This is a genomic window from Chryseobacterium sp. CT-SW4 (genome assembly GCF_048572715.1).
In the GTDB taxonomy this organism is placed as follows: domain Bacteria; phylum Bacteroidota; class Bacteroidia; order Flavobacteriales; family Weeksellaceae; genus Chryseobacterium.
The window spans coordinates 1,154,920-1,180,375 of sequence record NZ_CP183840.1; the positions used below are offsets into that span (position 1 = coordinate 1,154,920).

The following is a 25,456-nucleotide window of genomic DNA, read 5'->3' on the forward strand; positions in this document are numbered from 1 at the left end:
CTATAAGCTTTTAGTTATTATTTCTAAATAAAATTTAATCAAATATTTTTTGATTTCAGTAAACTATCCTATAAATTTGGATATTCAATATTTTTTATACTTTAATTATTAATTAAAACACAATGAAAATCCACCATATAGCCATCATATGCTCAGACTATGAGACCTCTAAAAAATTCTATACAGAAATTTTAAACCTGAATATCATTCGTGAAGTTTACCGTGAAGAAAGACAATCCTATAAGCTGGATTTAGCCATAGGCGATCATTATGTTATTGAGCTATTCTCTTTTCCCGATCCTCCGCAAAGACCCTCACGTCCTGAAGCATGTGGATTAAGGCATTTGGCATTTGCCGTAGAACGCGTAGCGGAGAAGCGGCAGGAACTAATAGAAAAAGGTCTGAACTGTGAGGAAATCCGTATTGATGAATTTACAGGAAAAGAATTCTTTTTCACACAGGATCCCGATCAGCTTCCTTTGGAATTTTATGAAATCTGATTAATGAGCATATCCCGTAAGGAAACTTATCGTCATAATGACCAGCACAATTGCTGATATGATTACATATACATAATCTTTTTCCTTCAGATATCCGATTAATGCAAAAACAATCCTCATCAGGGGAGTAAAGATAAGCATCAGTATTCCCAGCTGGATAATGGCTTCACCCTTTCCTAAACATAAAGAATCCCAGAAGTAGGCCCATACTTTTTGAGAAGAGTTTAAAGGGGTGAAAGAATAATCTTTCGGCATGGTAAAACCTTCCATAAACAGCTTGATAAACCCGATAAGTGAAGTGATAACGGATAAAATAACGCCTAACCGCAGAAGATTTCCTACGGAACGGTTCAAATCGATATCAGTGAAATTCTTTCTCATCGGAAGCTTTGATTAATACCGTTATACATCATATAAATAGATAAAACTGTAATCACAATGGCAAAAAAAGTTTTAAGCTTTTTGGTTTTTGAGATCATTAATGTTTTTGAACCTATAAAGCTTCCTATTACAACACCTATTAATACCGGTGCTACAATCACAGGAACAATTTCTCCCCGCTGAAAGTAAATCAGCGCTCCGGCTACTGCCGTTACTCCAATCATAAAATTACTCGTGGTGGTGGAAACTTTGAAGGGAAGCTTCATCATATTGTCCATAGCCAATACTTTCAAAGCACCTGATCCGATGCCTAAAAGTCCCGACATGGCTCCCGCGAACATCATCATTAAGAATCCCGGAACCGTATTTCTTGCCGAGTAGCTTTTAATAATACCTTTATCGGGGAATGTACCGTATAATTTCAGTTTATCTTCCAGACTTCCTTTGATAAGAGGCTCCTGATGGTCCGGCTTTCCTTTTAAATTTAAAATAACGGTAAGAATCAGGATACTTGCAAAAATAATTCCGATGGTATTGGGATTAAGAGCACCTGAAACCAAAGCTCCGATAATGGCACCGGCCGTTGTAGCAATTTCGAGAAACATACCGATCCGCATATTGGTAAACCCTTCTTTCACAAAGGCAACAGCTGCACCCGAGGAAGTTCCGATTACGGAGATTAAAGAAGCTCCGATAGCATAGTGCATAGGAACCCCAAAACCAAGAGTTAACAAAGGGATGATGATGACTCCTCCTCCTAAACCCGTAAGAGATCCAAGGAGGCCAGCTGAAATGGCTCCAAGAAAGAGAATAATGATTTCCGACATGTCACAAAGATAAAACTATTGTGACTCTCAGGCAAACTTAAAAAAATATAAATTTAACTTAACTTTGTGGTAAAGAGACCACATGAAATTATTTTATTTTATTCTGGGAGCTACTCCCAAAGGAAGGAATATAGAGCAGCACGATGTATTCTTTGGAATTGCGGAAAATACTAAAGATCTTGTTCCGGATATCAAGGCGTTTTGGCAGGAAGCAGAAGGAAAAATTCATATTGACTGTTACCAGGAAGTGAAGTTTGCAGATGGATATGAAGTGAAAATTGTGGAAAAGACGGAACGTTCTTCTGAAGATCAGTTATTCTTTATCAATCTCGGAGGATATAAAAAAGGTTATTTTGAGGAGTTTCATGAGCAGCATCTTATGGTAGGAAAATCCATGGGAGAAATAGTGAAAAGAGTGAAAGAAACCGAGTTTTATAAAACCATGGGATTTGAAAATGCGGTGAGCCATATTGACGATAAACATGGGGTTGATATTGATGATATTTTTAACGTTAATGACATACTTCCGCAAAAGATGAAAGATAAATACTCAATTATACTGGACAAAACGGAAGCAGAAGACCAGAGAAACTTTACTGAAATTGGATATCTCAAAATCGATAAGCTCAAATAATAAAATAAAGGCAGCCTGGAAGGCTGCCTTTATTACTGACTTCTAAATTACAATTATTTAATATGCAATATCTTAATGTAGCTAAAGAAGTAAGTACTTTCCTAACGAGTATAACTTTATCATGAACAAAAAATTTAAAACATTTTGTAATTCAAAAATAAGTGAATTAGCTCAATGTAATGCTTAACATAATAAATATTAACAAATATTAACACTTTCAAATGGATTGCTCTACGTAAATGGTGTTGAGATTTGAGGAATGTTGGCAAATAATATATATAATAATTATCTTTGAGGTCGTAAAAATCCTTATCAGCTCATGACCATATCATGGGTATTGCCGAGGTAAAGGACTAATTTAAATTAAAAGAATAAAATGAAAATAGGTATTTTAGGAGGAGGACAGTTAGGAAGAATGTTTATTCAGAATGCATTGAATTATGATGATGAATTTTACACCCTTGATCCTGCTTCCGATGCGCCATGTCACAATATTTCTTACTTTACGCAGGGGAACTTCAATGATTATCAGACGGTTCTTGATTTTGGAAAAGATAAAGATGTCGTTACTATTGAAATTGAGCATGTAAATGCAGATGCGCTGGCAGAATTAGAAAATCAGGGAGTAAAAGTGGTACCCAATGCCAAAATCGTTAAAACGATCCAGCAGAAAATACTTCAAAAAGAATTTTATAAAGCAAACAATATTCCGAGTCCTGACTTTGAAGTCATGTGGGATGGTAATGCAAAAATAATGATGCCCCTGCCTTTCGTTCAAAAAATGAATACCGGAGGATATGATGGGAAAGGGGTTCAGGTAATCAGAACGGAAGAAGATTACCAGCATTTATGGAAAGAGCCTACCGTACTGGAAAGTCTGGTGGATATAGATAAAGAGCTTTCCGTAATAGTAGCCCGAAATGAAAACGGAGAAACAAAAACTTTTCCTGTTACGGAAATGGTTGCCGATCCTAAACTGAACCTGTTGGACTTTAATATTTGTCCCACTCAGCTGAGTGAAGATGTACAAAATCAAATCCGTTCCATTACTGAGACGTTTTTGGCAACGGTTAATTCTCCGGGATTATTTGCCATCGAACTCTTTCTTGACAAAGAAGGAAAGGTATGGGTAAATGAAACTGCGCCGAGGCTTCATAATTCCGGACATCAGAGCCAGGAAGGAAATGCCAATTCGCAATTTGAGCAGATGTACAGAGTTGTGAAAAATCTTCCTTTGGCCGATACCGATACCTTTACTTACAGTGGGATGCTTAATCTCGTGGGGGCAGAAGGTTTTTCAGGGAAAGTTATTTATGATGGACTGGATGAAGTGCTGAAATTACCGAAAACTTATGTCCACTTATACGGCAAAACAGAAACAAAGCCGGGTAGAAAAATGGGCCATATTAATGTCCTGGCAGATTCGCGGGAGGAATTAATGGATAAGCTCATTAAAGTAAAAGCAATGGTAAAAGTCAGAGCTTAATTTAATAGGAAAATATAAAATATAAAAGACCACCAGATGCGGTGGTCTTTTATATATGAATTAATTAATGGTTTATTTCATACGCTCATTAATCTCCTCCTGCAAATCTTCAATCTTTTCTTTGAGCTCATGACTTAATCTTTTTGGAAAATCCTTAAGTTTCTTTAAATTAAAAGCTAAAATAATAGAAGCTACTCCTACCAGAATAAAAGCTAAACCGGTAAGAACCACCAAAGAAATTCCTGAAAAAATAGGATTGGCCAAAAGCATAAATGAAAGGATAATTCCCAATACGCTAAAAATGGCAAGATTTCCCCATCTCATGACATGGGCATCTTTAAGATCTAAAGAAATTCCTAATAATTGGAAAGAACGGAACATCACGGTAAATCCTACGATGAAAGGCAGAATTGACATAGATATCTGAGGATAGGCAATCAGGAATATACCCATTCCAAAAGATAATAGTCCACTTACAAGATACCATCCCCAACCATTCAGAGACTTTGAATTTTGTATGGAGAAGAAAATGTCAAACAGACCTGAAACAATAAATGAAACACTAAAAAGCACAGAAAGTGCGAGATATGTTGCTAAAGGTGAGCTGAATACATAAATTCCGAGAAGGATAAAAAGAATTCCTAAAATAAAAGGAATGTACCAATGCTTTACTGAGTTTCTAAATGATTTTAATAAACTTGGCATAGTTAATAATTTTGTGCCTACTTTGAAATACGGTGTTCGGCTAGTCCGTTTTATATTAAATAATAGTTTATCGGTTGGCCTTAGAATAAAAAAGAATAAAACGGAAAATGAAAATAATGAATGCCAACCTGCTTCATTTCCCTAAAGTACTTTTTTGTCTATTCTAATTTACGGAAAATAGACTGAAGATAAAATTAAAAATAGATTAAAATTATTATGATGCTTGTCATGTTATAAAACTGGGAAGCCTGTATCAGCCTGGTGGAGATAAAAATAAAGGCCGTTTTAACGGCCTTTATTTTATTTGAATATCTTTTTGATGATGTTTCCTATTTCTACGAAGTCACCATGATTTCCTACCGATCTTTTTTCCGCTTTATTTTTATCGTATTCGGAAAAAGGGTAGATGAGCAGATAATTATTATTTTTAAGATTTCTGTTAAGAAGTTCAGGCATCAGTCTCATTTGAGGAAGGTATGATCGCATACCCTGTTTAGCCATTAAAACAATAAGCGCTTCGTTATCACCCAGTTTAGTGGCTGTTTTCTCACCATCCCTCCAGGTATTCATAATAATGAACTCGGCTTCAATATTGGCTTTTTTAATGATCTTTTGAAGAATATCCAGAATGTTCTCAGGAGCATAAAAGGTAACCGTAGCACCCGAATTACGGGCAATATTCCATACTCTTAATAAGGCATGAAAGAATCCTGCTTCTTTGTGAGAATTGGCTGGAATCATCACCGCATATTTCTTAATCGTTGAAATAGGCTGGGCCGCATGATAAACCAATACATTCACATCATCATTTTGTAAATAACCGTTATATAGATTATATACAAAAGAAGGGGAGAAACCTTTTTCATCTTCCAGTCCTATAATAAGGTCGGTTATTTTTTGTTCCTTGATGACATTGTTAATTCCGTTTACAACGTCATTATCATATCGTTTCAGCGCCTGGATTTTGACATCGGCTGCGGCAGCTGTATCTGTAGCCTGGTGAAGAAGTTTTTCGGCATTCTTTACGGAAGATTCATTTTTATCTTCATTAATGACATTCAGCGCATACAGGTCTTCCGTATTGGAATGGGCTTTGATCAGAATACCCAGGTTGACCATACGTTCCACCGTTTCTTCATGGTTGATGGCGAGTAGAATATTTTCTTCCTCATGATTGTTTCCGGATACAGTATCTTCATTATCACTTTCAGCGATTTTTTGGGCGCTGGACATAGAGATAAATGAGGAAATGGTACAGGAAATCAGAATCAGTAATATACTTCCGTTCAGTACGTGCTCGTTGAGTAATCTTATAGGTTCACCACTCTCTGTTTCCGAGATAATAATGTTATATCCCACCATTACCGAAGCTAATGTAGCGGCGGCAGAAGCCGAGCTGAGCCCGAAAATAAGTCTTCCTTCTTCTTTGGAAAGCCGGAATGTTTTCTGGGTGGCTACCGCAGACAAATATTTTCCTCCTATGGAAGCAATTAGCATAATAGCGGCTACCTCTAATGTTTCCCAGCTTTTGAAAAATACTTTAAAATCAATCAACATCCCCACACTGATCAGAAAGAAAGGGATGAAAATAGCATTTCCTACGAATTCTACACGGTTCATTAATGAGGAAGTATGAGGAATAAGCCTGTTTAAAGCTAATCCTGCAAAGAAAGCCCCGATGATAGCTTCCACTCCGGCAAGTTCAGCCAGTAATGCAGCCAGATAGATCATTACCAATACAAAAATATACTGGGAAATTTTATCATCCACTTTTTTAAAGAACCATCTTCCGATAATAGGAAATATAAGTAAAACCACTAATGCAAAAATAATGAAGGAAACAGACAGTTTTACCCAAAAAGAGGTGTCCACTTCTCCCTGGGACATACCCACGATGATCGCAAGAACCAATAACGCAAGTACATCTGTAATCATAGTTCCTCCTACGGTAATATTGACCGCCTTGTTTTTGGCAATTCCCAACTTACTGACCAAAGGATAAGCGATCAGGGTGTGGGATGAAAATAAGCTGGCAAAAAGAATAGACGTCAGCAAAGAAAAATGAAGGAGGTAATAAGCTCCTAAAAAGCCCAGCCCAAAAGGTACCACGAAAGTATAAACACCGAATGTAAGACTTTTCCATTTGTTCTTCTTAAAGTCCCCCATATCTATCTCCAGTCCGGCCAGGAACATAATATAAAGTAAGCCGGTAGTACCGGTCACTACGATACTGCTGTCCCGGGACAAAACATTGAACCCGTTGGGACCAATAATGGCTCCGGCAATAATAAGACCCAATAAGTGAGGTACTTTGATCTTATTTAATAATAAGGGAGCTGCAAGGATGATAATGAGAACAAGTAAAAATTTCAGTACCGGGTCCTCTATAGGAAGACTAAGATTGTGGATACTTAAGAATATCATATGTGTTTTATTTTTTGTTGCGTACTAACTCTACAGAAAACTTAGCGGTACAGTTGTTATCCACTGTAATCGTTCTGATACCTTTGATCTTTGTATCTGATATATCATTGAGTACTACATTCATTTCCACATTTTTAGAGGCTGTGGAATCCGTTTTATAATTAAGTTTTATTTCGTTGTTTTCAAACTTACCTGTATAAAGTCTGATAAGGTTATTATTATTGATGATTTTAGTGACAAGCTGTGTGGAGTCATGGTCGAACTCCCAGGTGTCGGATCGCTGATCGCCTACTACATAGTCACTGCAATTGGACTCTGTACAAATCACCTTACTGTTCCAGATCCCGGCAATTTCCTGAGGCCACGTAGGAATTATTACAGAATCTTTGTTGGCGAAAATACTGTCTCTCATTTTCAATAAAGCCTGATATTGGGACTCCTTCTGGGCAAAAAGTTTTTCTTTTTCCAACAGCTGTTTCTCTCTTTCCGCAATCAGCTCTTCCTTATGATTATTGGTACAGGCTGTCAAAAGGAAAGCAACGGAAACAAATAAAAAGAATGTGTTTTTTAACATATTTCTGACAATTATTGGAAAAATATAGGAATAAAAAATGAAAAAAAGAAATTAGCAGGAAAGAAAAGTAGGTATTGGTATTAAGAATAATGAAATCTTATCTTATTCTATTTGCTTCTTTACCATTCCACGCTTATAATTAATAATAAAAACACCACAGATAATGAATATGGCTGCAATGATGAATTTGAAAGAAATCTGTTCATCCAGAATCAGCCATCCCAGGAAAATGGCAATAACCGTATTGATGTAAGCAAGGATGGAAACTTTAACCGGTGATAGCTTTGTTAAAGAATAATGAAAAGCAAAAAAAGCTGCCACCGAACCAAATACGGCAAGATACATCATGGCAGAAATACTTCTAAAACTCCAGCCTGTAAAATTAAAGTTCCCTGAAAATAAAAAGGCAAAAATGATCTGTACCACCCCTGCAAAAAGAAACTGATAAAAAAGGTTTAAAGATATATTCCCGCTTTGGATATTGAGTTTCTTTGTAAATATGGTTCCCGAGGCCCAACCCGCAATAGCACAGAATAACAAGACTATTCCTGTTCTGTATTCGGGATTAGCCAGATCTTTGATTCCGTCCCAAAAAATAAAAAGGATACCGCTGAAACATAGTAAAACCCCTATTAAGGACCGGAAATTGAACTTCTGTAATCCGATAGCCACACTTCCCAGAAATACGACAATAGGAGAGGTGGAGCTGATCAGGGAAGCCAGGCTGCTCGATACGCTTTCCTCTGCTACTGTTGTCAGTCCATTGGCTATTACCAGCATCAGGGTGGAAAAAATAATCTGATATTTGAGATTATTCCATCCGATCCATTTAAATTTTCTTTGAAAAAGAAGAATAATGAGCATAATGACAGAGGCCGTAAACTGGCGGATGCCGGCTACAAACCATGCCGGAATCGTTTCCACGGCAATCCTGATGGCTAAGAATGTCGTTCCCCAGACTATAGCAACGGTGAGGACGGCAACAATAAGTTTGTAATCTTTCAATGGTTGTGAAATAGGTAAACAAATATATCTCTTTTATTACGATTCCGGAATATTAATTTAGCAGGAAGGAAAGGATTAAATAAAAGATAAAAGTGAAATAACAGCATAAATTTTTATCTTTGGGCAGCGATAATAAAATAAGAAAATGGTAGGAATTATAATGGGAAGTCAAAGTGACTTGCCAATCATGGAACAGGCAGCGAACTTTTTGAAAAGTTTGGAGATCCCTTATGAACTTACAGTGGTTTCCGCACACAGAACACCGGAAAGAATGTTTGATTATGCCAAAACAGCACAGGAAAGAGGGCTGAAGGTCATCGTAGCCGGAGCTGGAGGAGCCGCTCATTTACCCGGTATGGTGGCGAGCTGTACAACGCTTCCGGTGATAGGAGTTCCTATCTTATCCAGCAATTCTATTGACGGATGGGATTCCGTACTTTCCATACTTCAGATGCCGGGAGGTATTCCGGTAGCTACCGTAGCTTTGAACGGGGCCCTGAATGCAGGTATTCTTGCCGCTAAGATTTTAGGAAGTGCCGATAAGGAAATTGCAGGAAAATTGCAGCAATACCAGGATTCTTTAAAAGATAAAGTCTTAGGAACTGTTGATACCATCAAATCTCAGCATCCTAATCAATATGATCAATAAAATAATCTGAATATAAAAAATGAAAGGCTCACGATAAGTGAGCCTTTTCTTATTTCTTAATGAATTTAAAAGTATATATTTTCTCTTTGGACACAATTTGCAGTACATAATTTCCACGGATCAGGGATTGGATATGAATGCTGTTGTTTTCAATTTTATCTTTATCGACCATTCTTCCGATGGCATCCAGAATTACATAATTTTTAGCATTGAAAATATTTCTTATATAAATAATATTCTCAGCCGGATTAGGATAAATAGATGGACTATTGGCTGCTAAATAAAAATCAGATACGCCGAGTACACTGCATTCTCCGGTAATGTCTCCGATGATAGTCCAGCCTTTATTTATTAGAATATTCCTTTTATCCGTTACGTCCGTTGAATAAGTAAGAGGAACGACATGTCCCAGATTGATATTGTTGGCGGTGTTAGGATTATCGGCCCATCCTTTAAGGGTATTGCTGTAATTGCTGCAGTCGAGACCTGAGTCCAGGAGTGCAAGAGAAGCCGAAGTTAAAGAAGGAAGGTTCCATGCTCCCAGAGACTGATTAAAGCTATGGGCATTTGAAAATGTCGTATTCATGTTGGTGACATTGCTTGTGTTCCAGTTATTCAGCGGCTGATTGAAAGATAGTACGCCGTGGAACATATGTGAAATATTGGTAACACTGGAAATATTCCAGTTATTTAATGGCTGATTAAAATTGGTGATAAAGTGGAACATGTATTCCATATTGGTTACCTGGGAAGTATTCCAGCTGTTCAGGGGCTGATCAAATGCCATACAGTTCGCAAACATCCAGCCCATATCCGTAACATGGGAAGTGTCCCAATCATTCAGAGGCTGGTTAAATAATCTTCTTTCTTCAAGCATATGGCTGAAGCTTTCGGCAGAAGAAGTATTCCAGGTTCCTATAGAAGCATTGAACGTATCTGTGGTAACCTGTGTGGAATTGGAAAGCATATAGCTGAAATCTTTAATATTGGAAGTATTCCAGGTAGTAAAAGCAGGTCCGCCCGTAAGTTTATAAGTATTGTGAAGCATAAAGGCTGCATCTGTTACTCCCAAAAGGTTAGGGGTATCGGAAGCGGTGATATCCAATATTTTGCAATTGGCAAAAGCACTGTTCATAGAATTCCACTGGATATTTCCCCATTGTGATACTTCCACGATCTTATCGGCACTTCCCAGCATCTGCCAGGTAACAAGGTTGGTAGTAGGGTTAATGGTGGGTATTCCAAATCTTATCCGGCTGAACGTCCCGTTTCCATTGCTTACTTTCACTATAAAAGTTGCGTCTGCCGGGTTAGGATTTAGAGGAGTGCCGAAATCTATTAAAAACTGACCGGTAGAGCTTATATTGGAAAGAGTAGCGTTATGCTGGGGATAATTAACTTCTTCCCAGCTTATGCTGAAATTGGTTCCTGTTCCGGGAAACCATATCTGATTATTTCCGGCCGGATAGGGAGCATCTACCGGAGTAGGAGAATATGGAATTACATTAGGTTTCCAAATGGTTATAAATTCATTTTGGGCTTTTATGAAAGGTGAAATGAAAGCAAAGAGAATAAAAGGTAGAAGTTTTTTCAACATATATTAATTTTTGGTGTGTTAAATATATTGAAAAATTAATAAAATAATCAAATTGTTATTAAATATGTTTTTGTAATTAATTTATTGTTTAAATTTAATATTTAATTGAAATAAAATTGTGAGAAATCTCTCTAATTTTTCTCAGAGAGTTGTAGGGTTTTATTTTATCCTTTGAAGTGTAATAATCTTAAATATAAAAGAATTAATTGAAGGTATATTCGTAATTGTATTTAACAGCGTATTTCCCATTCGCATCTTTTCCGATGACTTCCACAGGAAATCCGAAGCTATTGTATTGAATAGTATAGGTGGTATTCTGATATTCAGTCCAGGGTTGATTATTATACTTATAACTGATTTTCTCTTGTGTGTAATTGTTTTTGCTTAAAACATATGCTCTTCCCATCAAAATTCTAAAATATTTATTGGTATTGGTGAATGGATTGAGCTTATCATCATAAGAAAACTCTATTTTATTGGAAGAAGAGTAGATTCCTTCATTGGCAGAAGTCTCTACTGAAACGTTATTTCCATTGTAGGTATATGAAGTGACACTTGGATGAGAACAGTCTTCTGTCTGGCAAAGAGTATCTGATGCAAGTTGACCGTTTGAATTATAGGTATAGGTAACCTTTCTGTTGGAGTTTGGGTTGGTGTAAATAGCATTAGAGGCTATCAGCTGATCCCCGTTATAAGTAAATGTAGCGTAATATTCCAATGTCTGGTCCGCTTTATAGTAATTGATTCTTACAGGTTTTCCGTTATTATACTCGAATTGGGAGGTTGTCCCCTCGGATATTGTTTTTATCAACTCACCCTGATTATTGTATTCGAGAGTGGAAACAGTGGTTTGGGGAGCGGAGGGATTATCATAGTATACTGTCGTAATTTTACTTAACAATAATTTTTTTTCAGTAGGTTCACTTGTGATATGATCATCATTACTGCTACAGTTATTGAAAAATAGGGCTAAAGGCATTAAACCAGGAAGTAAATATTTTCTCATTGCATTTTTGTGCGAAAATAAGTAACCTTTACTGGTTTTACAAATATTCTTAATAAAAAATCCCACTATTGGACATAGTGGGATGATATTATTAATTTAAATCAGGATTTAGTATCTGTAATATTCAGGTTTGAATGGTCCGTCTACTGTTACTCCGATATATTTAGCCTGTTCTTCTGTAAGGGTTTCAAGCTCTACACCTAATTTTTTAAGGTGTAATGCTGCTACTTTTTCATCCAGATGTTTAGGTAATGTGTATACTTTGTTCTCATATCTGTCAGTATGGTTCCAAAGTTCAATCTGGGCCAAAGTCTGGTTAGAGAATGAGTTACTCATCACAAAGCTTGGGTGTCCTGTGGCACAGCCTAGGTTAACCAATCTTCCTTCAGCAAGGATGATGATTTCGTTTCCGTCTACATTATAAACGTCTACCTGAGGTTTTACTTCATATTTTGTAGAGCCGTAGTTTCCGTTTAACCATGCCATATCGATTTCATTATCGAAGTGTCCGATATTACATACGATCGTTTTATCCTTCATTTTTTTGAAGTGGGAACCTTGTACGATGTTGAAGTTTCCGGTAGTAGTGATGATAATATCTGCATTATCCACTACACTGTCCAGTTTTTTTACTTCATATCCTTCCATAGCAGCTTGTAGCGCACAGATAGGATCGATTTCAGTAACCGTAACAATAGATCCGGCTCCTCTGAAAGAAGCTGCAGTACCTTTTCCTACATCTCCGTATCCGCAAACTACCACTCTTTTTCCGGCAAGCATTACATCCGTAGCTCTTCTGATAGCATCTACCGCAGATTCTCTACATCCGTATTTGTTGTCGAATTTAGATTTGGTTACAGAGTCGTTTACGTTGATAGCAGGCATTACTAAAGTTCCGTTCTGCATTCTTTCGTATAATCTGTGAACTCCTGTTGTAGTTTCTTCAGAAAGTCCTTTGATATCCTTAGTTAATTCAGGGTATTTGTCAAAAACCATATTGGTTAAATCTCCTCCGTCATCCAGGATCATATTTAAAGGCTTTTTATCTTCTCCAAAGAATAAAGTCTGTTCAATACACCAGTCAAATTCTTCAGCATTCATACCTTTCCAAGCATATACCGGAATTCCTGCTGCTGCAATAGCTGCTGCGGCATGATCCTGTGTAGAGAATATATTACAAGATGACCAGGTAACTTCAGCACCTAAGGCCACTAAAGTTTCAATAAGCACAGCCGTTTGGATCGTCATGTGAAGACATCCTGCAATTCTTGCTCCTTTAAGCGGTTGCTGAGGTCCGTATTCTTCGCGGATTGCCATTAAACCCGGCATTTCTGCTTCTGCAAGTTTAATTTCTTTTCTACCCCAATCTGACAGGGAAATATCCTTAACTTTATAAGGAATATATTGTGTTGTTGTATCCATACTATCTGAAAAATTTTTCGCAAATTTACAAACTAAAATCCTGCTAACCAAATATGCCTCTTTACCGCGATTTTTCTGATGATAATGCCACAATTCTCGTATGGAAGTATGATGAAAGTGAAGAATTGAATGCAGATGAGCTGCTGGAGCCTGAAAATGCTGAGAAAGTTAAAGATTACCATCCTAAAAAGCTGTTGGAGGTTTTAATGGTAAGAAAACTCTTAAAAGGCCTGAAACCCGATTCCAAAATCTTATACAGGGAAAGGGAGCCTTATCTTTCTCCTAAAGATGCTGAAATATCAATTACCCATTCCTTTCCTTTTGCTGCAATAGCGATCTCACGGAATAAAATAGGGATTGACATTGAAAAATTCAACCCGAAGATCCTAAGAGTTATCGACAAGTTCATTTATGAAAAAGAAAGGCAGTTTATCCCATTTGACAGGGAAGTTGCATTTTATACCATAATCTGGAGCGTAAAGGAAAGCATGTATAAGATCCATCACTCCAAATACTGGTCCCTTAAGAAAAATTATGAGGTAAAACCTTTTGAGCTTAAGCATCTGCGTAAAATAAGCTGCAGGGTCTATGACGATCAGTTTTCTGATGAGTTTAAAGCCCGGGTGGAATTTTTTGATGATTACTGTTTCACGATTGTGGAGGAGTAGTCTCGTTAATATATTTTTCGATGACCTTTCTTTGTTCCTTAGCGACATCATAGATAAGTTCCAGAATGTCGTGAATATTCTTCAGTTCCGCCAGGTGAGACATTTTATTGGGATTGATGTTTGCGGGAATGTCATTTTCTTCAATTTCTGTTTTTCGTTGCAGCAGCAGGCTTTCAATAAATGAATCTTCCGGTTCCAGACGGCTTTCCATTTTGAGGGTTTCATCTATTTTTTCCCCACTCAATAATATGGAAGTCTGGTTCATTTCGGCTTCTATTTTTCTGCTCCAGCTTTCTGCATCTATCTCAGGATATTTCTTATCGTTTTTAGAATATTGGGAAAGGGATGCCGTATAAGCGGTAATAAGATGCGAAGTGGCTACAAACTGATGAACGACCTCCAGTTTTTTCTGTTGGTTTTTGGGGTCCGAAATCATTCGCTGGAAATTATCAGACAGGTTGGCCAATGAGATAATCGCATTTTTACGCTTTACTTTATAATCTTCAATATTAAGTTCTCCCAGAAGGAATTTAGAAATAACACTTTGAAAATAAATAAGATTATCCGCTGCCGACCGCTTCATTAAATCCAGGTTCTGGGTATGCTCCCACACCGGCAGAACGATATAGGAAACTACAAATGCAATAATTCCTGCAATTACAGTATCCACGATTCTGTCTTTAAAAATAACATTAATATTACCCGGACTTAAAAAATTAAAGGCAATGAATACATACATGGTCATAAACAGCACAGCCCAGAAATATTTTCCTTTGAGCAAGCTGAAGCAGAGGATCATGCTTAATAATAATACCGAGAATAGAACCGGATTGGAGTGTACGAAATGTAATAAAATATACGCAATCACCGCACCCACTACCGTACCATAGAGACGCAGCAAATTACGTTGTTTGGTGATAGAGTAGGCCGGTTTTAATATGGCAGTGATGGTAATGAGGATCCAATAGGTATGCCCTATTCCTAAAAATTGGAATAGCGAAAAGAGATAGCCTAATAATAAAGCTATGGTAATCCGGATGGCATGCCTGAAATGGGAAGAGGAAAAAGAAATGTTGTTTTTTAAAACCCGGAAATTGAGCTTTTCCTCATTCGGCAGGAACTTTTTCAGATCCAGACCTGTGGAAAGACTTTTGGCCAGTTTTACATCCTGGGAGAAGACTTTATATATTTCATCAATTTCTTTGGTAATTTCGTTGATGCGCAGTAAAATCTGTCTGAGTATCATGAAGTTTTCCAGATTGCTGGAAGACATCTGCTCATTTCTCAGCTGCAAATAGCTGGCATTCAGTTTTTTTATTTCCTGTTCCAGATTTAGGATAGGGCGTGCACGGGTACCGCTTTGGAGTGCGATCCCGATATTGGTGATTTCTTCGGAAAGCAGGTTCAGGTAATCATGAATTTCAACCAGTATGCTGCTTTTTTCAAAGCTGAGCTGTAGTTTTTGATAATCACTTTCTGAGGTCATTAATTTTTCATGAAGGTCCATGGAATTAAGGAACATCAGCATTAGCAATCTGCTGGTTGTCGTAGATTCGTTAACGATGGTCCTGGTTTTAAATACGGTTTCCCGGGTGTCTTCCTGAAGATTTTTAATTTCAATTTGTTTAGCGATAACCTGCGAGGTAAGCCTGTTGAAATCAGGATTTTTCTGGTAATAATTAGCTTTAATTCTCAGAAACTCTCCAAGCTGTAGATAGTTTTCTCCGATCATCTGGCTGGCGAGCTTATAAGGCTGTATGGTGCTTACGATCAAAAATATCAATAAAAACCATAAGCAGCCGGAAGCAAATATGAGTAAGCTTTTTAAAACATTACTTCCTGTGAGATGCCCGTCTATAAAGATGGCCATCACTACCAGAGACAGGGAGCCTACTGCTGCCAGTCTCTGCCCGTAGACTCCGATCAGGGAGAAGAACATTCCGAATGTAATAATTTCAAGAATCACCAGGGCCTTAAAATTCATCACCAAGCTGGCGATAAGAGCTACAAAATTAAAGCAGAAAATAGCAAAAGTGAGGGCATTCCTTCTTCGGATAAAAGGTCCGGGCTGATCCGTTAATGCCACAAAGCTGGTCCCTAAAGGGAAAAGGAAGTATTCTTTTAATATTCCTAAATGGGCGAGAACCAAACACGGCAATACCGTTGCCAATGTAATTCTGATCGCAGAATATACATATTGACTGGTGACAAATTTTTTGAGTTCCGCCGAATAGTTCATAAATGCAAAAATAATTATAGAAAATAAAAAAAGCCTCATAAAAATGAGACTTTTCTAAACTTTTATTTTATATTTTTTTTAATAGCTCACATTAGAAGTTTCATCTCCTATATTCCAGGTTAATCCGAAACGTAGAGTGTTATCTAAGGCGCTATTGATTTTAGAAGTATTAATCAGATAAGAAACATCCAGACCGAAAGAACGGTACTTCAGCCCGATACCTGCTGTGGCATATTGTCTTGCTCCCTGTTCTTCACTTTCATGGAAATAACCTGTCCTTACAGAAAAGGCATTGTTATAGGAGTACTCTAAAGCACCGCTGTACATAATACTGTTGGTGTTCTTGAATGATTTCCCGATTCCTTCCATTACTCCTACGTTAGGAACAGCATAGATAGGATTTCTGTTGGTATCATATTCTCCGGTAAACTCGGATCCGGGCACTAAAAGCTTTGAACCTTCCACGCTGATACCGATTCTGTTCATATCATCCAGATACATATCATAGCCGATCCCTAATCTTGCCATGGTCGGAAGATAGGATCTTGATTCTTCATCTCCGGTATAATCCAGCTTAGGACCTAGGTTCTGAATAGCGAAACCTGCATTTATTTTACCATCATATCCACCGAAACTGGAGAATCTCGGAGAGGTATAGTATCCTGAAACGTCTACGGCAAAAGAGTTCGCCGCTTTAAGGGTAGTATTGGTGTTGAAACCTCCGGCTAAGTCGGAACGGATAAACCTACCCGTTACTGCCATTGAGTAAGAATCGGAAAGTTTCAGACCGTAAGCAACATCTATGGAGAATTCATTAGGCTTAGACGTACCCATTGAAGTAACCTCACTTCCTACAAGCTGAGTTAAATCTACTTCACCCATATTAAAATAGTAGATACTCGCAGAGATGGTAGATCTTTCTTCTTGCCCGAGAAATTTATGGAATGAACCATAAAGTAAAAATACATCGTTCGTAAGTTTACTCATATAAGGCGTGTAGCTTAGCCCTACGGAAGAACTTGTGCTGCTAAAAGGATATTTCGCCGCATTCCAGAACTGGGAAAATGCGTCCGGTGAGGTAACTACCCCTTGGTCACCCATACCTCCGGCTCTTGCATCAGGCGAGATTCTTAAAAAAGGTGCCCCGGTTAAAACAGGCTTCACCTGACTCAAGTCTTGGGAATAGCCTAAAAAACCAGCACTTAAACCTATACCTAAAAGCAGTTTAGTAGTTAAATTCATATGTTGTCTTTTAATATATTATCAGTTTTTTAATGATATTGTTGTTATGTATTGTTTGTTTTATTTCAAAAGTACCATTTTTTCAACAGCTGTAGCACTTCCTTTACATTTTTCTTGATTTTGGCTTTTTGCAAATATCTTAAAAATATACGTACCTTTTGCTACTGTATCCCCAAAATCATCTTTTCCGTCCCATTCAATTGCCTGGCGAGGTGTTCTGAAGCCCTGTAAAAAAGGTTCTGCAACAACTACCTGGGACAATGTCTTCACCAGTTTTCCCGTAATGGTATAAATTTGAACATTTACATCTAAAATATCATCGCAATTATGCTCAAAATGGATATAAGTTTTATTGGTAAAAGGATTTGGCCAGTTTAATGGTCTGTTGATTATTAAATGCTGGTCAGATTCATCTTTAACTTCAAAATTTAACGTAGCAGTTGTAGAATTATTGTTTATGTCCCAAACTTTAAATGTTAATTGATGTTGACCTACGGCAAGATTTCTGAAAGGATAAGTTACATTTCCCTTTTGATAATCGGCTAAACTCGGATTTAAACAGCCGTTTCCTTCTCCGGATGCAAAGAAATCATTCAGCACTACCGTATTGATAATTTCACCGTCAAGATACACTGTAATATCATGACCTACACCGGACCCCGTGGAATTGATTCCGGTATCATCGGTAACACACGCCAGAAGCATTGGATTCTGATCGGTAATTCCACCGTCTGCAAAATTGGTATTGTTCATATACAGCTTTACTTTCGGGGGTTCGCTATCGTTGATTCCGTTAGGGTTGATGTCTCCCACCTGTACAGACTGGTTATTGAATACATCACTTACCTTATTATCCGCATAGCCGAGAATCCGGCCTTCACCTACCGTATAGTTGATATCTTTAGGAACATAAAATTCTACTGTGAATACACCGTTTACAGCAGTTCCGGACGCTTTAACAATAGCACTTCCTTCTTCCGTATAGTTAAGGACCGGCGTAAGGCCGCCATCATTATTTAAGGTGGTTTTATTAAGTCTTTTATCAAAAATATTAATTACGACTCTTCCGTTAAAAGTTGTATTGACAGAGCCGTTGGCATTATTAATATGTCCCGTTACTTTTACAAAATCCAGTCCTCTGATCAACCCCGGAACCGGAGTTTCTATATTGTCGATAACCAATAGCCGTTGAGGTCTGCTCAGCTTCATGGCCGGATCTCCGAGGAAGTTTACTTTTAAATGGTTAGGATCACTCCCTCTTTGCTGTTTAGCATACAAATGGGCATATCCCAATGTTTCAAAGTCATCGTTAACCAGTTTAAAAATATTTTGCGTAAATAAATTGGTGAAATCTATACCGTAGCCCACACCGATTGCCCTGCTGGATGTAATCATGGCAGAAGTGCCACCCTGTTTTAATTTGATAAACTGTTCTCCGGCAGAGAAGGTTGCTGGTTCATCCCATAATGTAAATTCACAGGTAATGGTAGATACGAACGGGAATCTGCTGTATACATTGGAAAAGTTGTTGGAATTTTGGATTTCATCTACTGTAAGAACCCTTTCCTGTGCCCATCCATTGATTCCTCCATGTCCGAAATAGAAGAGGTAAAGGCTGTTTCCGATGTCATTCGAAATGGCTTGATTGACCTGGGGATATCTTTGTCCTCCCGCCGTACTTTGAGCCTGATAGGCATCTAAGTATAATTTTTTGACATTGTATTCCTTTAAATTGTTATTTCCGGTCTGCTCAAATACAGTTACCAAAGAATTGTTCATAACATCATGAAAAGGAGTGCCTCCGTCATTATCATCATCCACTACGAAATCCAGCTTCATTCTCCATTCTCCGAATGGGGTAGACTGTCCGGACAGCGCATTGTAATAGGCTAATGTTTTATCCATCATATTTCCGGCTTCCGTAGCATTGGCTGCGGGGATTCTTCCCACCGGCAGATCGGGAAGGTTACTGGTGATGGAAGAAACCGTCTGAGGTTTGGTCATTACAATATAATCATCCGTAACATAAGACTCTACATAATCTCCGGATTCTTCACTCTGATAGCTGGAAACTATATTTGAATTGTTGGAAATCCTGTTTTTATAATCGTAAGAAGCATCTCCTAATATAAATACATACTTCAGAGAGCCCATAGGCGTATTTAATTTGGTAACAAAATCCCTGATGGCTGTAAGGTCTTTACTTCCGCTTCCGTATTCATTGTAAATCTTGTTGGCATCTACAATCTGTACATTATAATTGTTTTTGTTTTGATGGTAAGTAGCCAGCCTTTGTGCCTGCATCATCATTTCAGGAACTGTAATAATAAGGTAGTCCACGTTCTGTAATGCGGAAAGGTTCTGGTTGGCTATTCTTTCTACGAACTGCGGAAGATAAGCCGCATCAGCCCGGAATGCTACAAATTCATTATTAAAGTTCTGATCCGAAGTGAGGTACCCGAAATTAAATACGGTACTTCCCGCCGCTTTATTCACTCTCCTGTTGGCGTTCGTGATATCCGTGACATCCCATACCTGCTCCATAGACGAAACATTGGAAATGCTGAAACCATAATTGGTATTCGTACCGCTTTGAAGTGAAAAATCCCTGAAGTTCATCTGAGTACCGTTGAACCTGAGGTCTTCCTTATATTGTACTTCTACATAGTCCATGTAGAAGTTTCCGTTGGGATTCGTTGCAATATCAGGGTTATAATTGATGGTAATCTGGTTGCCGCTTAAACCGGTTACTGATCCGGAATACCTGAAAATCCTGAAATCCTGATCTGTGGATGAGGAAACCTGGGTTACCGGATTCTGATTATTAATATGGAAAGAAAGACTGTTTCCCTGTGCCTGATATCCGATTACCTGAGTCCTGTAACGGATTTCATCTCCGCCCTGGATAGGTGAGCTGGTTGTAAAGCTGATGTTTTTTTCGGTGGTGAAAGGAGTATCTTCTACCCATATTCTTCCTACTCTTGCGAGATTTCTCTGATCCGTATTGATGACCTGGTAATTATCATAGCGTGTAATTAAGTTGGCAGGAAGATTGGCATCCATAGTTTGTACTCTTTTCCCTGCGCCCTTATCTACATTAATATAATAATAGGAATACTCTTCATAAATATTTTTCAGGTTGTTGGACCTGTCACTTCGGGTGTCAATTCTTTTGAATCCGTTTCCGTTGGTGGTATCATATAAATTATAACCATTGGGCCCCTGAGCATAAAATAAAGCATAATCTTCTTCATTCCATGTGCCGTCATCTTCGCCTACTACCTGTATGGCGTTTTCCTGTAATGCACTGTAACGGGTATCCTGGTTGTGTTCAGGGAGCATGATTCCTCCATTTCCGTAAATCCTGAAATTTTTTGGATTAACGGAAGCAGGGTTGATCCCAATGTCACGGAGGAACTGAGATGTAATTTTAAAAATTCCCGACTTATCTACTCTGATTTTATAGAAATTTCCACTTGAAAGCGGATTAATAGCCGTACCTACTTTATTCCCAATGCCGGAAAGGGCAGAGCCTGCACTTTGAGACAGTTCATAGGAGGACAATCTTTGTATTCTTCCTTTTATATTTTTAAATAAGCCTATATTGGTGCTTGCATACCTTTCACCATTCACATAATAATAAGAAACATCAGCAATATCATAATCAGGCAGGGCATCTTTATTGATTTCAAAAAGGTCTTTAGAAGAAACCGTTTCCCAAACCAGATTGGAAATTTTTAGCTGACCTTCTCCTGTTTTTTGTTTAGTTGAGATAAAAATGTTATTTTGGCTATATGAAAAGCCTTCATTTTTGAAGCTGGGAAGATTTATTTTTGCGACACCGAAATCCTGAATTTTGGATCCTTCCCATTCGATGTTTATTTTTTGAGCCCAGAGTATTGATACAGAGAATATTAAGAGTAAAAGAGTAGTTTTTTGTCTCATTATTAATTGTTGAAATTTCTGAATTACAAAATAAACGAAAATTTTATAATTAAATTACGATACAATAAAATTAATTTGTTGTCGTTTTTCAAAAAAATCAAATCTTTATTTGATTTATTGAATAATTTATTTTTTCTTTGTACTTTGAAAATATTTATATTGACTATGAAAAAACTAAAGTTGTTTTCATTAATAGCATTGAGTTCTACACTTGCATTAACCAGCTGTGGTGGGTCAGGTACTAACAAAGGTGGTGGTACTAAAAAATTTGTCAGCAAGACAGGTTGGAAACCAAACGAAAAACAGGGTTGGTTTTTTGCAGGAAAGCAACAGAAGCAAAAAGGTTGGCCGGGAATGGTATATGTAGAAGGTGGAACTTTTACAATGGGATTAGTGAAAGATGATGTTATGCACGATTGGAATAACTCGCCTAGAAGAATGCAGGTAAGTTCTTTCTTTATCGGAGAAACAGAAATTACTAACTATGAATACCGCGAATACCTTACATGGTTGAAGTATGTATTTCCTCCAAGTGATCCTAGTTTTAAGGAAATCTATACAGGAGCACTACCTGATACCTTATTATGGGACAACAAATTATCCAGAAACGATTACAACGAGACGTATTTCCGTTCTCCTGAATTCGATTACTACCCGGTAGTGGGAGTTTCCTGGACACAAGCCAACAGATACTGTGAGTGGCTTACAGACAGAGCCAATGAAAAAGCTTTAATGAATGCCGGTATCATCTCTAAGGATTTATACATGAATGAATCTAACAACCAGGGAGGAACCGCGTTCAATATGGATAAATTCAAATCCAACGATCCTGAAATCCAAGGATATATCAACGAACAAAGAATGCAGCAAAGAACAGGTTTGAAAACTACAAACCAAAGACTTCTTGCAGCGAACAGAGCACCTGCGGCAGCAATGGTTCAGAAATTCAGACTTCCTACCGAAGTGGAATGGGAATATGCAGCTTTAGGTCTTGAAAAAAACAGAGAGTATAACAGCTACCAGGGTAAAAAACCTGAAATTGAAAAATTGAGAGGTACCAAAGGAAGAGACAGAGGAATGTTCCTTGAAAACTTTAAAATGGGTAGAGGGGATTACTCAGGAATTGCAGGTTGGAAAAATGACGGTTCTGCAAGAACTTCAGATGTAAGACAATATCCATCCAATGACCTGGGGATCTACGGAATGTATGGGAACGTTGCCGAATGGACAGCTGACGTATACAGACCTATTATCGATGAAGATTACAGTGATTTCAACTACTATAGAGGAAATATGCCTCAGGCTATCGTAAGAAACGGAGACGGGACTTACAAAATGGTAGATGAAACCAATATTAAATATGATACTTTAGCAGACGGTAGATTGGTATACAGAAATTTACCGGGACAGTTTGAAAGAGAAACCATCGCAGATTACAGAAATTACAGAGATGGTGACAGACAGTCTTCACTGGAGTATTACAGAGCTTCAGATTCCGCATCATCTTTTGATATGTACAACTCACCAAAATCCAGATTCATAGTGGATGCTAATGGTAGAGTGATAATGCAGAAAGATACCAAAGAAAGAACTTCTGCTATTTCCAATGATATCAGAGTAGTAAAAGGAGGTTCTTGGCAGGACACAGCATATTGGTTGGATCCGGGACAAAGAAGATATAAAAGTCAGAACAAAGCATACGGATGGATTGGATTCCGTGTAGCACAGGATGCCAGATCAAGCGATAAGAGCAGAACTCGAAGATAATATTTCTCAAAATACTTATAAAAAACCTTCCGGAATTCCGGAAGGTTTTTTTATTTTTGAACTATGAATATAGAAGAATTTTATCCCTTATTTTTACAAGCTGATAAGGTTACAATCGATAGCAGAAAAATAGCTTCCAATGATATTTTTATGGCATTTTCCGGGGGAAATTTTAATGCGGCAACCCTGGCACAAAAAGCAGTAGAAGATGGAGCATTAGCAGTTATCGTAGAGCAAAAAGAATATGAGGATAAGGACAGAAATATATTCTATGTTTCTTCCACACTGGAATTTTTACAGGCGTTGGCCATTCACCACAGAAACCAGCTCCAGATTCCCGTTATAGGACTTACCGGAAGTAATGGTAAAACGACGACCAAAGAACTGATTCATGCGGTTCTTTCACAGCAATTCAATGTACAGTATACCCAAGGCAATCTGAATAATCATATCGGTGTCCCTCTCACAATATTATCCATAAAACCGGAACATGAAATGGCAGTTATTGAGATGGGAGCCAATCATCAGAAGGAAATAGAGTTCCTCTGTAAAATCTGCCGGCCGAATATAGGATATATTACCAATTTCGGAAAGGCGCATCTGGAAGGCTTTGGAGGTTTTGAAGGAGTAATAAAAGGTAAATCTGAACTTTATGATTACCTTAAATCCCACCACCAGACCATTCTTGTTAATGAAAATGATCCTATCCAGATAGAAAAAACCAAAGGTTATACCCCTACGATTACTTTTGGAAAGGAAACCTCGGATTTCCAATTTAATTTGTTTTCCGAAGAACATTTTGTAGGATTACAATACGGGGATATCAAGCTATTGTCACAGCTTACGGGAGAGTACAATTTTACCAATCTGTGCGCTGCTGTAAGTCTGGGACTCCATTTCGGGATTGATCAGGAAAAGATTAAATCTGCTATTGAACATTATACACCAACCAATATGAGGTCGCAGGTGGTAAAAAAGAACGCCATTACTTTAGTGCTGGACACTTATAATGCCAATCCAAGTTCGATGGCAGCCTCCTTAAAGAACTTTGTAACCTTTGAAGGAAGCAAAACCATTATCATAGGAGATATGCTGGAACTGGGAGAAGAAAGTGAGGCCGAGCATACAAGTATTCTGGCACTGGCCCACAGCCTGAATTTTGAAGGAATCATCACGGTAGGAAAAAACTTTAAAAATATAAATCCTGCTGGGACGGCATTTTACAATACAGATGAACTGATTGAATATTTAAAATCAAACAAAATACAGTCGGATAATGTTCTGCTAAAAGGATCGAGAGGAATATCCCTGGAAAAAGTCATTGATTTTATTTAGCCTTCTTCCAGAAATCTTTTAAGATTAACTTAATATTTTTAAAAGTATTGCTGAACACCTCGCTTTCTATCTGTGAGGTATTTTTCCATGCAACTTCCGTTATGCCTTCCTCTGTTTGAGGTCTGGAACTGTCTTCTCCATTGAAAGTCATGGCAAACCAGTGGGTGCATTTTAAGATCTTGTCACCGTTTCTTTCCACATAGATATGATAAGTGGTATTGATGAACTCCACCAGTTTTACATCCGTAAGATTGGTTTCTTCCTCTATCTCTCTGATAGCGGATTCTTCTCTGGATTCCCCTTTTTCCATTTTGCCTTTAGGCAGGTCCCATTTCCCCAATCTTTTGATGAAAAGGATATCTCCGTTATCTCTACTTACAATACCTCCGGCTGCTTCTATAATCCTGAAAAGCTTCTGAAACTCCTGCCAGATTGCATCTATATCTTCCCCAAAGACATTCAGTTCTTCGGTTGAAGTGTTTTCTAAAAGGTCCAGTGCAATTTCTAAAGTTGTGGAACTTTCATACCTAAGCTTTTTTTCAACGTCTTCAGGTTGCTTAGAGAGTAATAATTTTTTTTCGTTCACAAAAACTTTATACATATATTTGTAGGAGTTAAGAATTAAATACAAAAATAAAAAATGAATTTAGAAGGACGAAAAATTATTGTCAATAAATCATCTAAAGAATTGACAGAATTGCTGAAATCACCTGAAAATTACAAAGAATTTATGCCGGACGGTCTTCAGAAGTTTGAAAGCAGAGAGGATGGATTTAAATTCGGATTACAGGGAATGCCTGAGATCGCCTTGAAAATAGACGAAGTAACCGATCAGAAAGCAGTGTTAAAATCTGCAAGCTCAAGTCTGGATTTTTCATTAACCGCTACGCTGGCTCCTATCAGTGAAAATCAAACGGAAGTACAAATGCTTTTTGAAGGAAAGTTTAATCCGTTTATTAAAATGATGGTAGAAAAGCCGTTACAGAATTTCATCAATACCCTTACTGATAAAATCGAAGCTTATAAATAGAAAAGCATCTTGAATGCTAT

At 37.7% G+C, this 25,456-nt stretch carries 21 protein-coding genes; 8 read left to right on the top strand and 13 right to left on the bottom strand.

What is annotated here, in order from left to right; translation table 11 throughout:
* Nucleotides 1-122: 122 nt before the first annotated feature.
* On the top strand, nt 123-500 hold the full coding sequence (gloA2, locus tag ABJ974_RS05150; RefSeq protein WP_419870314.1) for an SMU1112c/YaeR family gloxylase I-like metalloprotein: 378 nt from the start codon (nt 123-125) through the stop codon (nt 498-500).
* Here the strand turns inward: gloA2 and ABJ974_RS05155 are convergent, their stop codons facing one another.
* Both ABJ974_RS05155 and ABJ974_RS05160 read right to left on the bottom strand, forming a co-directional pair.
* A complete protein-coding gene (locus ABJ974_RS05155; protein ID WP_419870315.1) occupies nt 501-881 on the bottom strand; it encodes a DUF1634 domain-containing protein in 381 nt (126 codons plus the stop codon).
* Nucleotides 878-1,708 (bottom strand): sulfite exporter TauE/SafE family protein, encoded by an 831-nt coding sequence (locus ABJ974_RS05160; protein ID WP_419870316.1) that lies wholly within the window; start codon nt 1,706-1,708, stop codon nt 878-880. The genes ABJ974_RS05155 and ABJ974_RS05160 overlap by 4 nt, the downstream gene beginning before the upstream one ends.
* Nucleotides 1,709-1,790: 82 nt before the next feature.
* Here ABJ974_RS05160 and ABJ974_RS05165 point away from each other — a divergent pair, with 82 nt between their 5' ends.
* Together ABJ974_RS05165 and ABJ974_RS05170 are read left to right on the top strand one after the other, a co-directional pair.
* Entirely contained in the window at nt 1,791-2,342 is a 552-nt protein-coding gene (locus tag ABJ974_RS05165) for a DUF1543 domain-containing protein (RefSeq protein ID WP_419870317.1), read from the top strand.
* Nucleotides 2,343-2,718: 376 nt separating this feature from the next.
* On the top strand, nt 2,719-3,828 hold the full coding sequence (locus ABJ974_RS05170; protein ID WP_419870318.1) for a 5-(carboxyamino)imidazole ribonucleotide synthase: 1,110 nt from the start codon (nt 2,719-2,721) through the stop codon (nt 3,826-3,828).
* A 72-nt stretch (nt 3,829-3,900) separates the two neighbouring features.
* Here the strand turns inward: ABJ974_RS05170 and ABJ974_RS05175 are convergent, their stop codons facing one another.
* From ABJ974_RS05175 to ABJ974_RS05190, 4 genes are all read right to left on the bottom strand, one after another.
* Nucleotides 3,901-4,533, bottom strand: coding sequence for an HdeD family acid-resistance protein (locus ABJ974_RS05175; RefSeq protein ID WP_419870319.1), 633 nt, complete (start codon nt 4,531-4,533; stop codon nt 3,901-3,903).
* Nucleotides 4,534-4,833: 300 nt separating this feature from the next.
* Nucleotides 4,834-6,957 (bottom strand): cation:proton antiporter, encoded by a 2,124-nt coding sequence (locus ABJ974_RS05180; protein ID WP_419870320.1) that lies wholly within the window; start codon nt 6,955-6,957, stop codon nt 4,834-4,836.
* A 7-nt stretch (nt 6,958-6,964) separates the two neighbouring features.
* The gene (locus tag ABJ974_RS05185) at nt 6,965-7,531 is read right to left on the bottom strand and encodes a hypothetical protein (RefSeq protein ID WP_419870321.1); all 567 of its coding nucleotides are present in this window, start codon (nt 7,529-7,531) and stop codon (nt 6,965-6,967) included.
* 102 nt (nt 7,532-7,633) lie between these two features.
* Complete coding sequence (locus tag ABJ974_RS05190) at nt 7,634-8,536, bottom strand: DMT family transporter (RefSeq protein WP_419870322.1); 903 nt, start codon at nt 8,534-8,536, stop codon at nt 7,634-7,636.
* A gap of 145 nt (nt 8,537-8,681) precedes the next feature.
* Here ABJ974_RS05190 and purE point away from each other — a divergent pair, with 145 nt between their 5' ends.
* A complete protein-coding gene (purE, locus tag ABJ974_RS05195) occupies nt 8,682-9,185 on the top strand; it encodes a 5-(carboxyamino)imidazole ribonucleotide mutase (RefSeq protein WP_419870323.1) in 504 nt (167 codons plus the stop codon).
* Nucleotides 9,186-9,234: 49 nt separating this feature from the next.
* Here the strand turns inward: purE and ABJ974_RS05200 are convergent, their stop codons facing one another.
* From ABJ974_RS05200 to ahcY, 3 genes are all read right to left on the bottom strand, one after another.
* Entirely contained in the window at nt 9,235-10,782 is a 1,548-nt protein-coding gene (locus ABJ974_RS05200) for a BspA family leucine-rich repeat surface protein (RefSeq protein ID WP_419870324.1), read from the bottom strand.
* 202 nt (nt 10,783-10,984) lie between these two features.
* Nucleotides 10,985-11,788 carry a hypothetical protein gene (locus ABJ974_RS05205; RefSeq protein ID WP_419870325.1) on the bottom strand — a complete coding sequence of 268 codons (804 nt, stop codon included), beginning with the start codon at nt 11,786-11,788 and terminating at the stop codon, nt 10,985-10,987.
* A gap of 108 nt (nt 11,789-11,896) precedes the next feature.
* On the bottom strand, nt 11,897-13,210 hold the full coding sequence (ahcY, locus tag ABJ974_RS05210; RefSeq protein WP_419870326.1) for an adenosylhomocysteinase: 1,314 nt from the start codon (nt 13,208-13,210) through the stop codon (nt 11,897-11,899).
* A 53-nt stretch (nt 13,211-13,263) separates the two neighbouring features.
* Between ahcY and ABJ974_RS05215 the strand changes: the two genes are divergently transcribed.
* Nucleotides 13,264-13,878, top strand: coding sequence for a 4'-phosphopantetheinyl transferase superfamily protein (locus ABJ974_RS05215; protein ID WP_419870327.1), 615 nt, complete (start codon nt 13,264-13,266; stop codon nt 13,876-13,878).
* Here ABJ974_RS05215 and ABJ974_RS05220 read toward each other — a convergent pair.
* The 3 genes from ABJ974_RS05220 to porU form a co-directional block, all read right to left on the bottom strand.
* The gene (locus ABJ974_RS05220; protein WP_419870328.1) at nt 13,859-16,117 is read right to left on the bottom strand and encodes an FUSC family protein; all 2,259 of its coding nucleotides are present in this window, start codon (nt 16,115-16,117) and stop codon (nt 13,859-13,861) included. The genes ABJ974_RS05215 and ABJ974_RS05220 overlap by 20 nt on opposite strands.
* Nucleotides 16,118-16,195: 78 nt before the next feature.
* Entirely contained in the window at nt 16,196-17,359 is a 1,164-nt protein-coding gene (porV, locus tag ABJ974_RS05225; RefSeq protein WP_419870329.1) for a type IX secretion system outer membrane channel protein PorV, read from the bottom strand.
* A 60-nt stretch (nt 17,360-17,419) separates the two neighbouring features.
* On the bottom strand, nt 17,420-21,304 hold the full coding sequence (gene porU, locus ABJ974_RS05230) for a type IX secretion system sortase PorU (RefSeq protein WP_419870330.1): 3,885 nt from the start codon (nt 21,302-21,304) through the stop codon (nt 17,420-17,422).
* 165 nt (nt 21,305-21,469) lie between these two features.
* Between porU and gldJ the strand changes: the two genes are divergently transcribed.
* Together gldJ and ABJ974_RS05240 are read left to right on the top strand one after the other, a co-directional pair.
* A complete protein-coding gene (gene gldJ, locus ABJ974_RS05235; protein WP_419870331.1) occupies nt 21,470-23,071 on the top strand; it encodes a gliding motility lipoprotein GldJ in 1,602 nt (533 codons plus the stop codon).
* 63 nt (nt 23,072-23,134) lie between these two features.
* A complete protein-coding gene (locus tag ABJ974_RS05240) occupies nt 23,135-24,406 on the top strand; it encodes a UDP-N-acetylmuramoyl-tripeptide--D-alanyl-D-alanine ligase (RefSeq protein ID WP_419870332.1) in 1,272 nt (423 codons plus the stop codon).
* On the opposite strand, the gene ABJ974_RS05245 is transcribed toward ABJ974_RS05240, so the two are convergent.
* On the bottom strand, nt 24,399-25,007 hold the full coding sequence (locus ABJ974_RS05245) for an NUDIX hydrolase (RefSeq protein WP_419870333.1): 609 nt from the start codon (nt 25,005-25,007) through the stop codon (nt 24,399-24,401). The two genes, ABJ974_RS05240 and ABJ974_RS05245, sit on opposite strands and share 8 nt — an antisense overlap.
* A gap of 39 nt (nt 25,008-25,046) precedes the next feature.
* On the opposite strand from ABJ974_RS05245, the gene ABJ974_RS05250 reads away from it, so the two are divergent.
* Nucleotides 25,047-25,436 carry an SRPBCC family protein gene (locus ABJ974_RS05250; RefSeq protein WP_419870334.1) on the top strand — a complete coding sequence of 130 codons (390 nt, stop codon included), beginning with the start codon at nt 25,047-25,049 and terminating at the stop codon, nt 25,434-25,436.
* The last annotated feature ends 20 nt before the right edge of the window (nt 25,437-25,456 follow it).

Bases quoted from the DNA above. Each gene is read 5' to 3' on its own strand.
- porV (WP_419870329.1), bottom strand. From the start codon at position 17,359: ATGAATTTAACTACTAAACTGCTTTTAGGTATAGGTTTAAGTGCTGGT.
- ABJ974_RS05175 (WP_419870319.1), bottom strand. From the start codon at position 4,533: ATGCCAAGTTTATTAAAATCATTTAGAAACTCAGTAAAGCATTGGTAC.
- gloA2 (WP_419870314.1), top strand. From the start codon at position 123: ATGAAAATCCACCATATAGCCATCATATGCTCAGACTATGAGACCTCT.
- ABJ974_RS05185 (WP_419870321.1), bottom strand. From the start codon at position 7,531: ATGTTAAAAAACACATTCTTTTTATTTGTTTCCGTTGCTTTCCTTTTG.
- ABJ974_RS05240 (WP_419870332.1), top strand. From the start codon at position 23,135: ATGAATATAGAAGAATTTTATCCCTTATTTTTACAAGCTGATAAGGTT.
- ahcY (WP_419870326.1), bottom strand. From the start codon at position 13,210: ATGGATACAACAACACAATATATTCCTTATAAAGTTAAGGATATTTCC.
- porU (WP_419870330.1), bottom strand. From the start codon at position 21,304: ATGAGACAAAAAACTACTCTTTTACTCTTAATATTCTCTGTATCAATA.
- ABJ974_RS05160 (WP_419870316.1), bottom strand. From the start codon at position 1,708: ATGTCGGAAATCATTATTCTCTTTCTTGGAGCCATTTCAGCTGGCCTC.
- ABJ974_RS05250 (WP_419870334.1), top strand. From the start codon at position 25,047: ATGAATTTAGAAGGACGAAAAATTATTGTCAATAAATCATCTAAAGAA.
- ABJ974_RS05165 (WP_419870317.1), top strand. From the start codon at position 1,791: ATGAAATTATTTTATTTTATTCTGGGAGCTACTCCCAAAGGAAGGAAT.
- ABJ974_RS05170 (WP_419870318.1), top strand. From the start codon at position 2,719: ATGAAAATAGGTATTTTAGGAGGAGGACAGTTAGGAAGAATGTTTATT.
- ABJ974_RS05180 (WP_419870320.1), bottom strand. From the start codon at position 6,957: ATGATATTCTTAAGTATCCACAATCTTAGTCTTCCTATAGAGGACCCG.
- gldJ (WP_419870331.1), top strand. From the start codon at position 21,470: ATGAAAAAACTAAAGTTGTTTTCATTAATAGCATTGAGTTCTACACTT.
- ABJ974_RS05205 (WP_419870325.1), bottom strand. From the start codon at position 11,788: ATGAGAAAATATTTACTTCCTGGTTTAATGCCTTTAGCCCTATTTTTC.
- ABJ974_RS05220 (WP_419870328.1), bottom strand. From the start codon at position 16,117: ATGAACTATTCGGCGGAACTCAAAAAATTTGTCACCAGTCAATATGTA.
- ABJ974_RS05215 (WP_419870327.1), top strand. From the start codon at position 13,264: ATGCCTCTTTACCGCGATTTTTCTGATGATAATGCCACAATTCTCGTA.
- ABJ974_RS05155 (WP_419870315.1), bottom strand. From the start codon at position 881: ATGAGAAAGAATTTCACTGATATCGATTTGAACCGTTCCGTAGGAAAT.
- purE (WP_419870323.1), top strand. From the start codon at position 8,682: ATGGTAGGAATTATAATGGGAAGTCAAAGTGACTTGCCAATCATGGAA.
- ABJ974_RS05200 (WP_419870324.1), bottom strand. From the start codon at position 10,782: ATGTTGAAAAAACTTCTACCTTTTATTCTCTTTGCTTTCATTTCACCT.
- ABJ974_RS05245 (WP_419870333.1), bottom strand. From the start codon at position 25,007: ATGTATAAAGTTTTTGTGAACGAAAAAAAATTATTACTCTCTAAGCAA.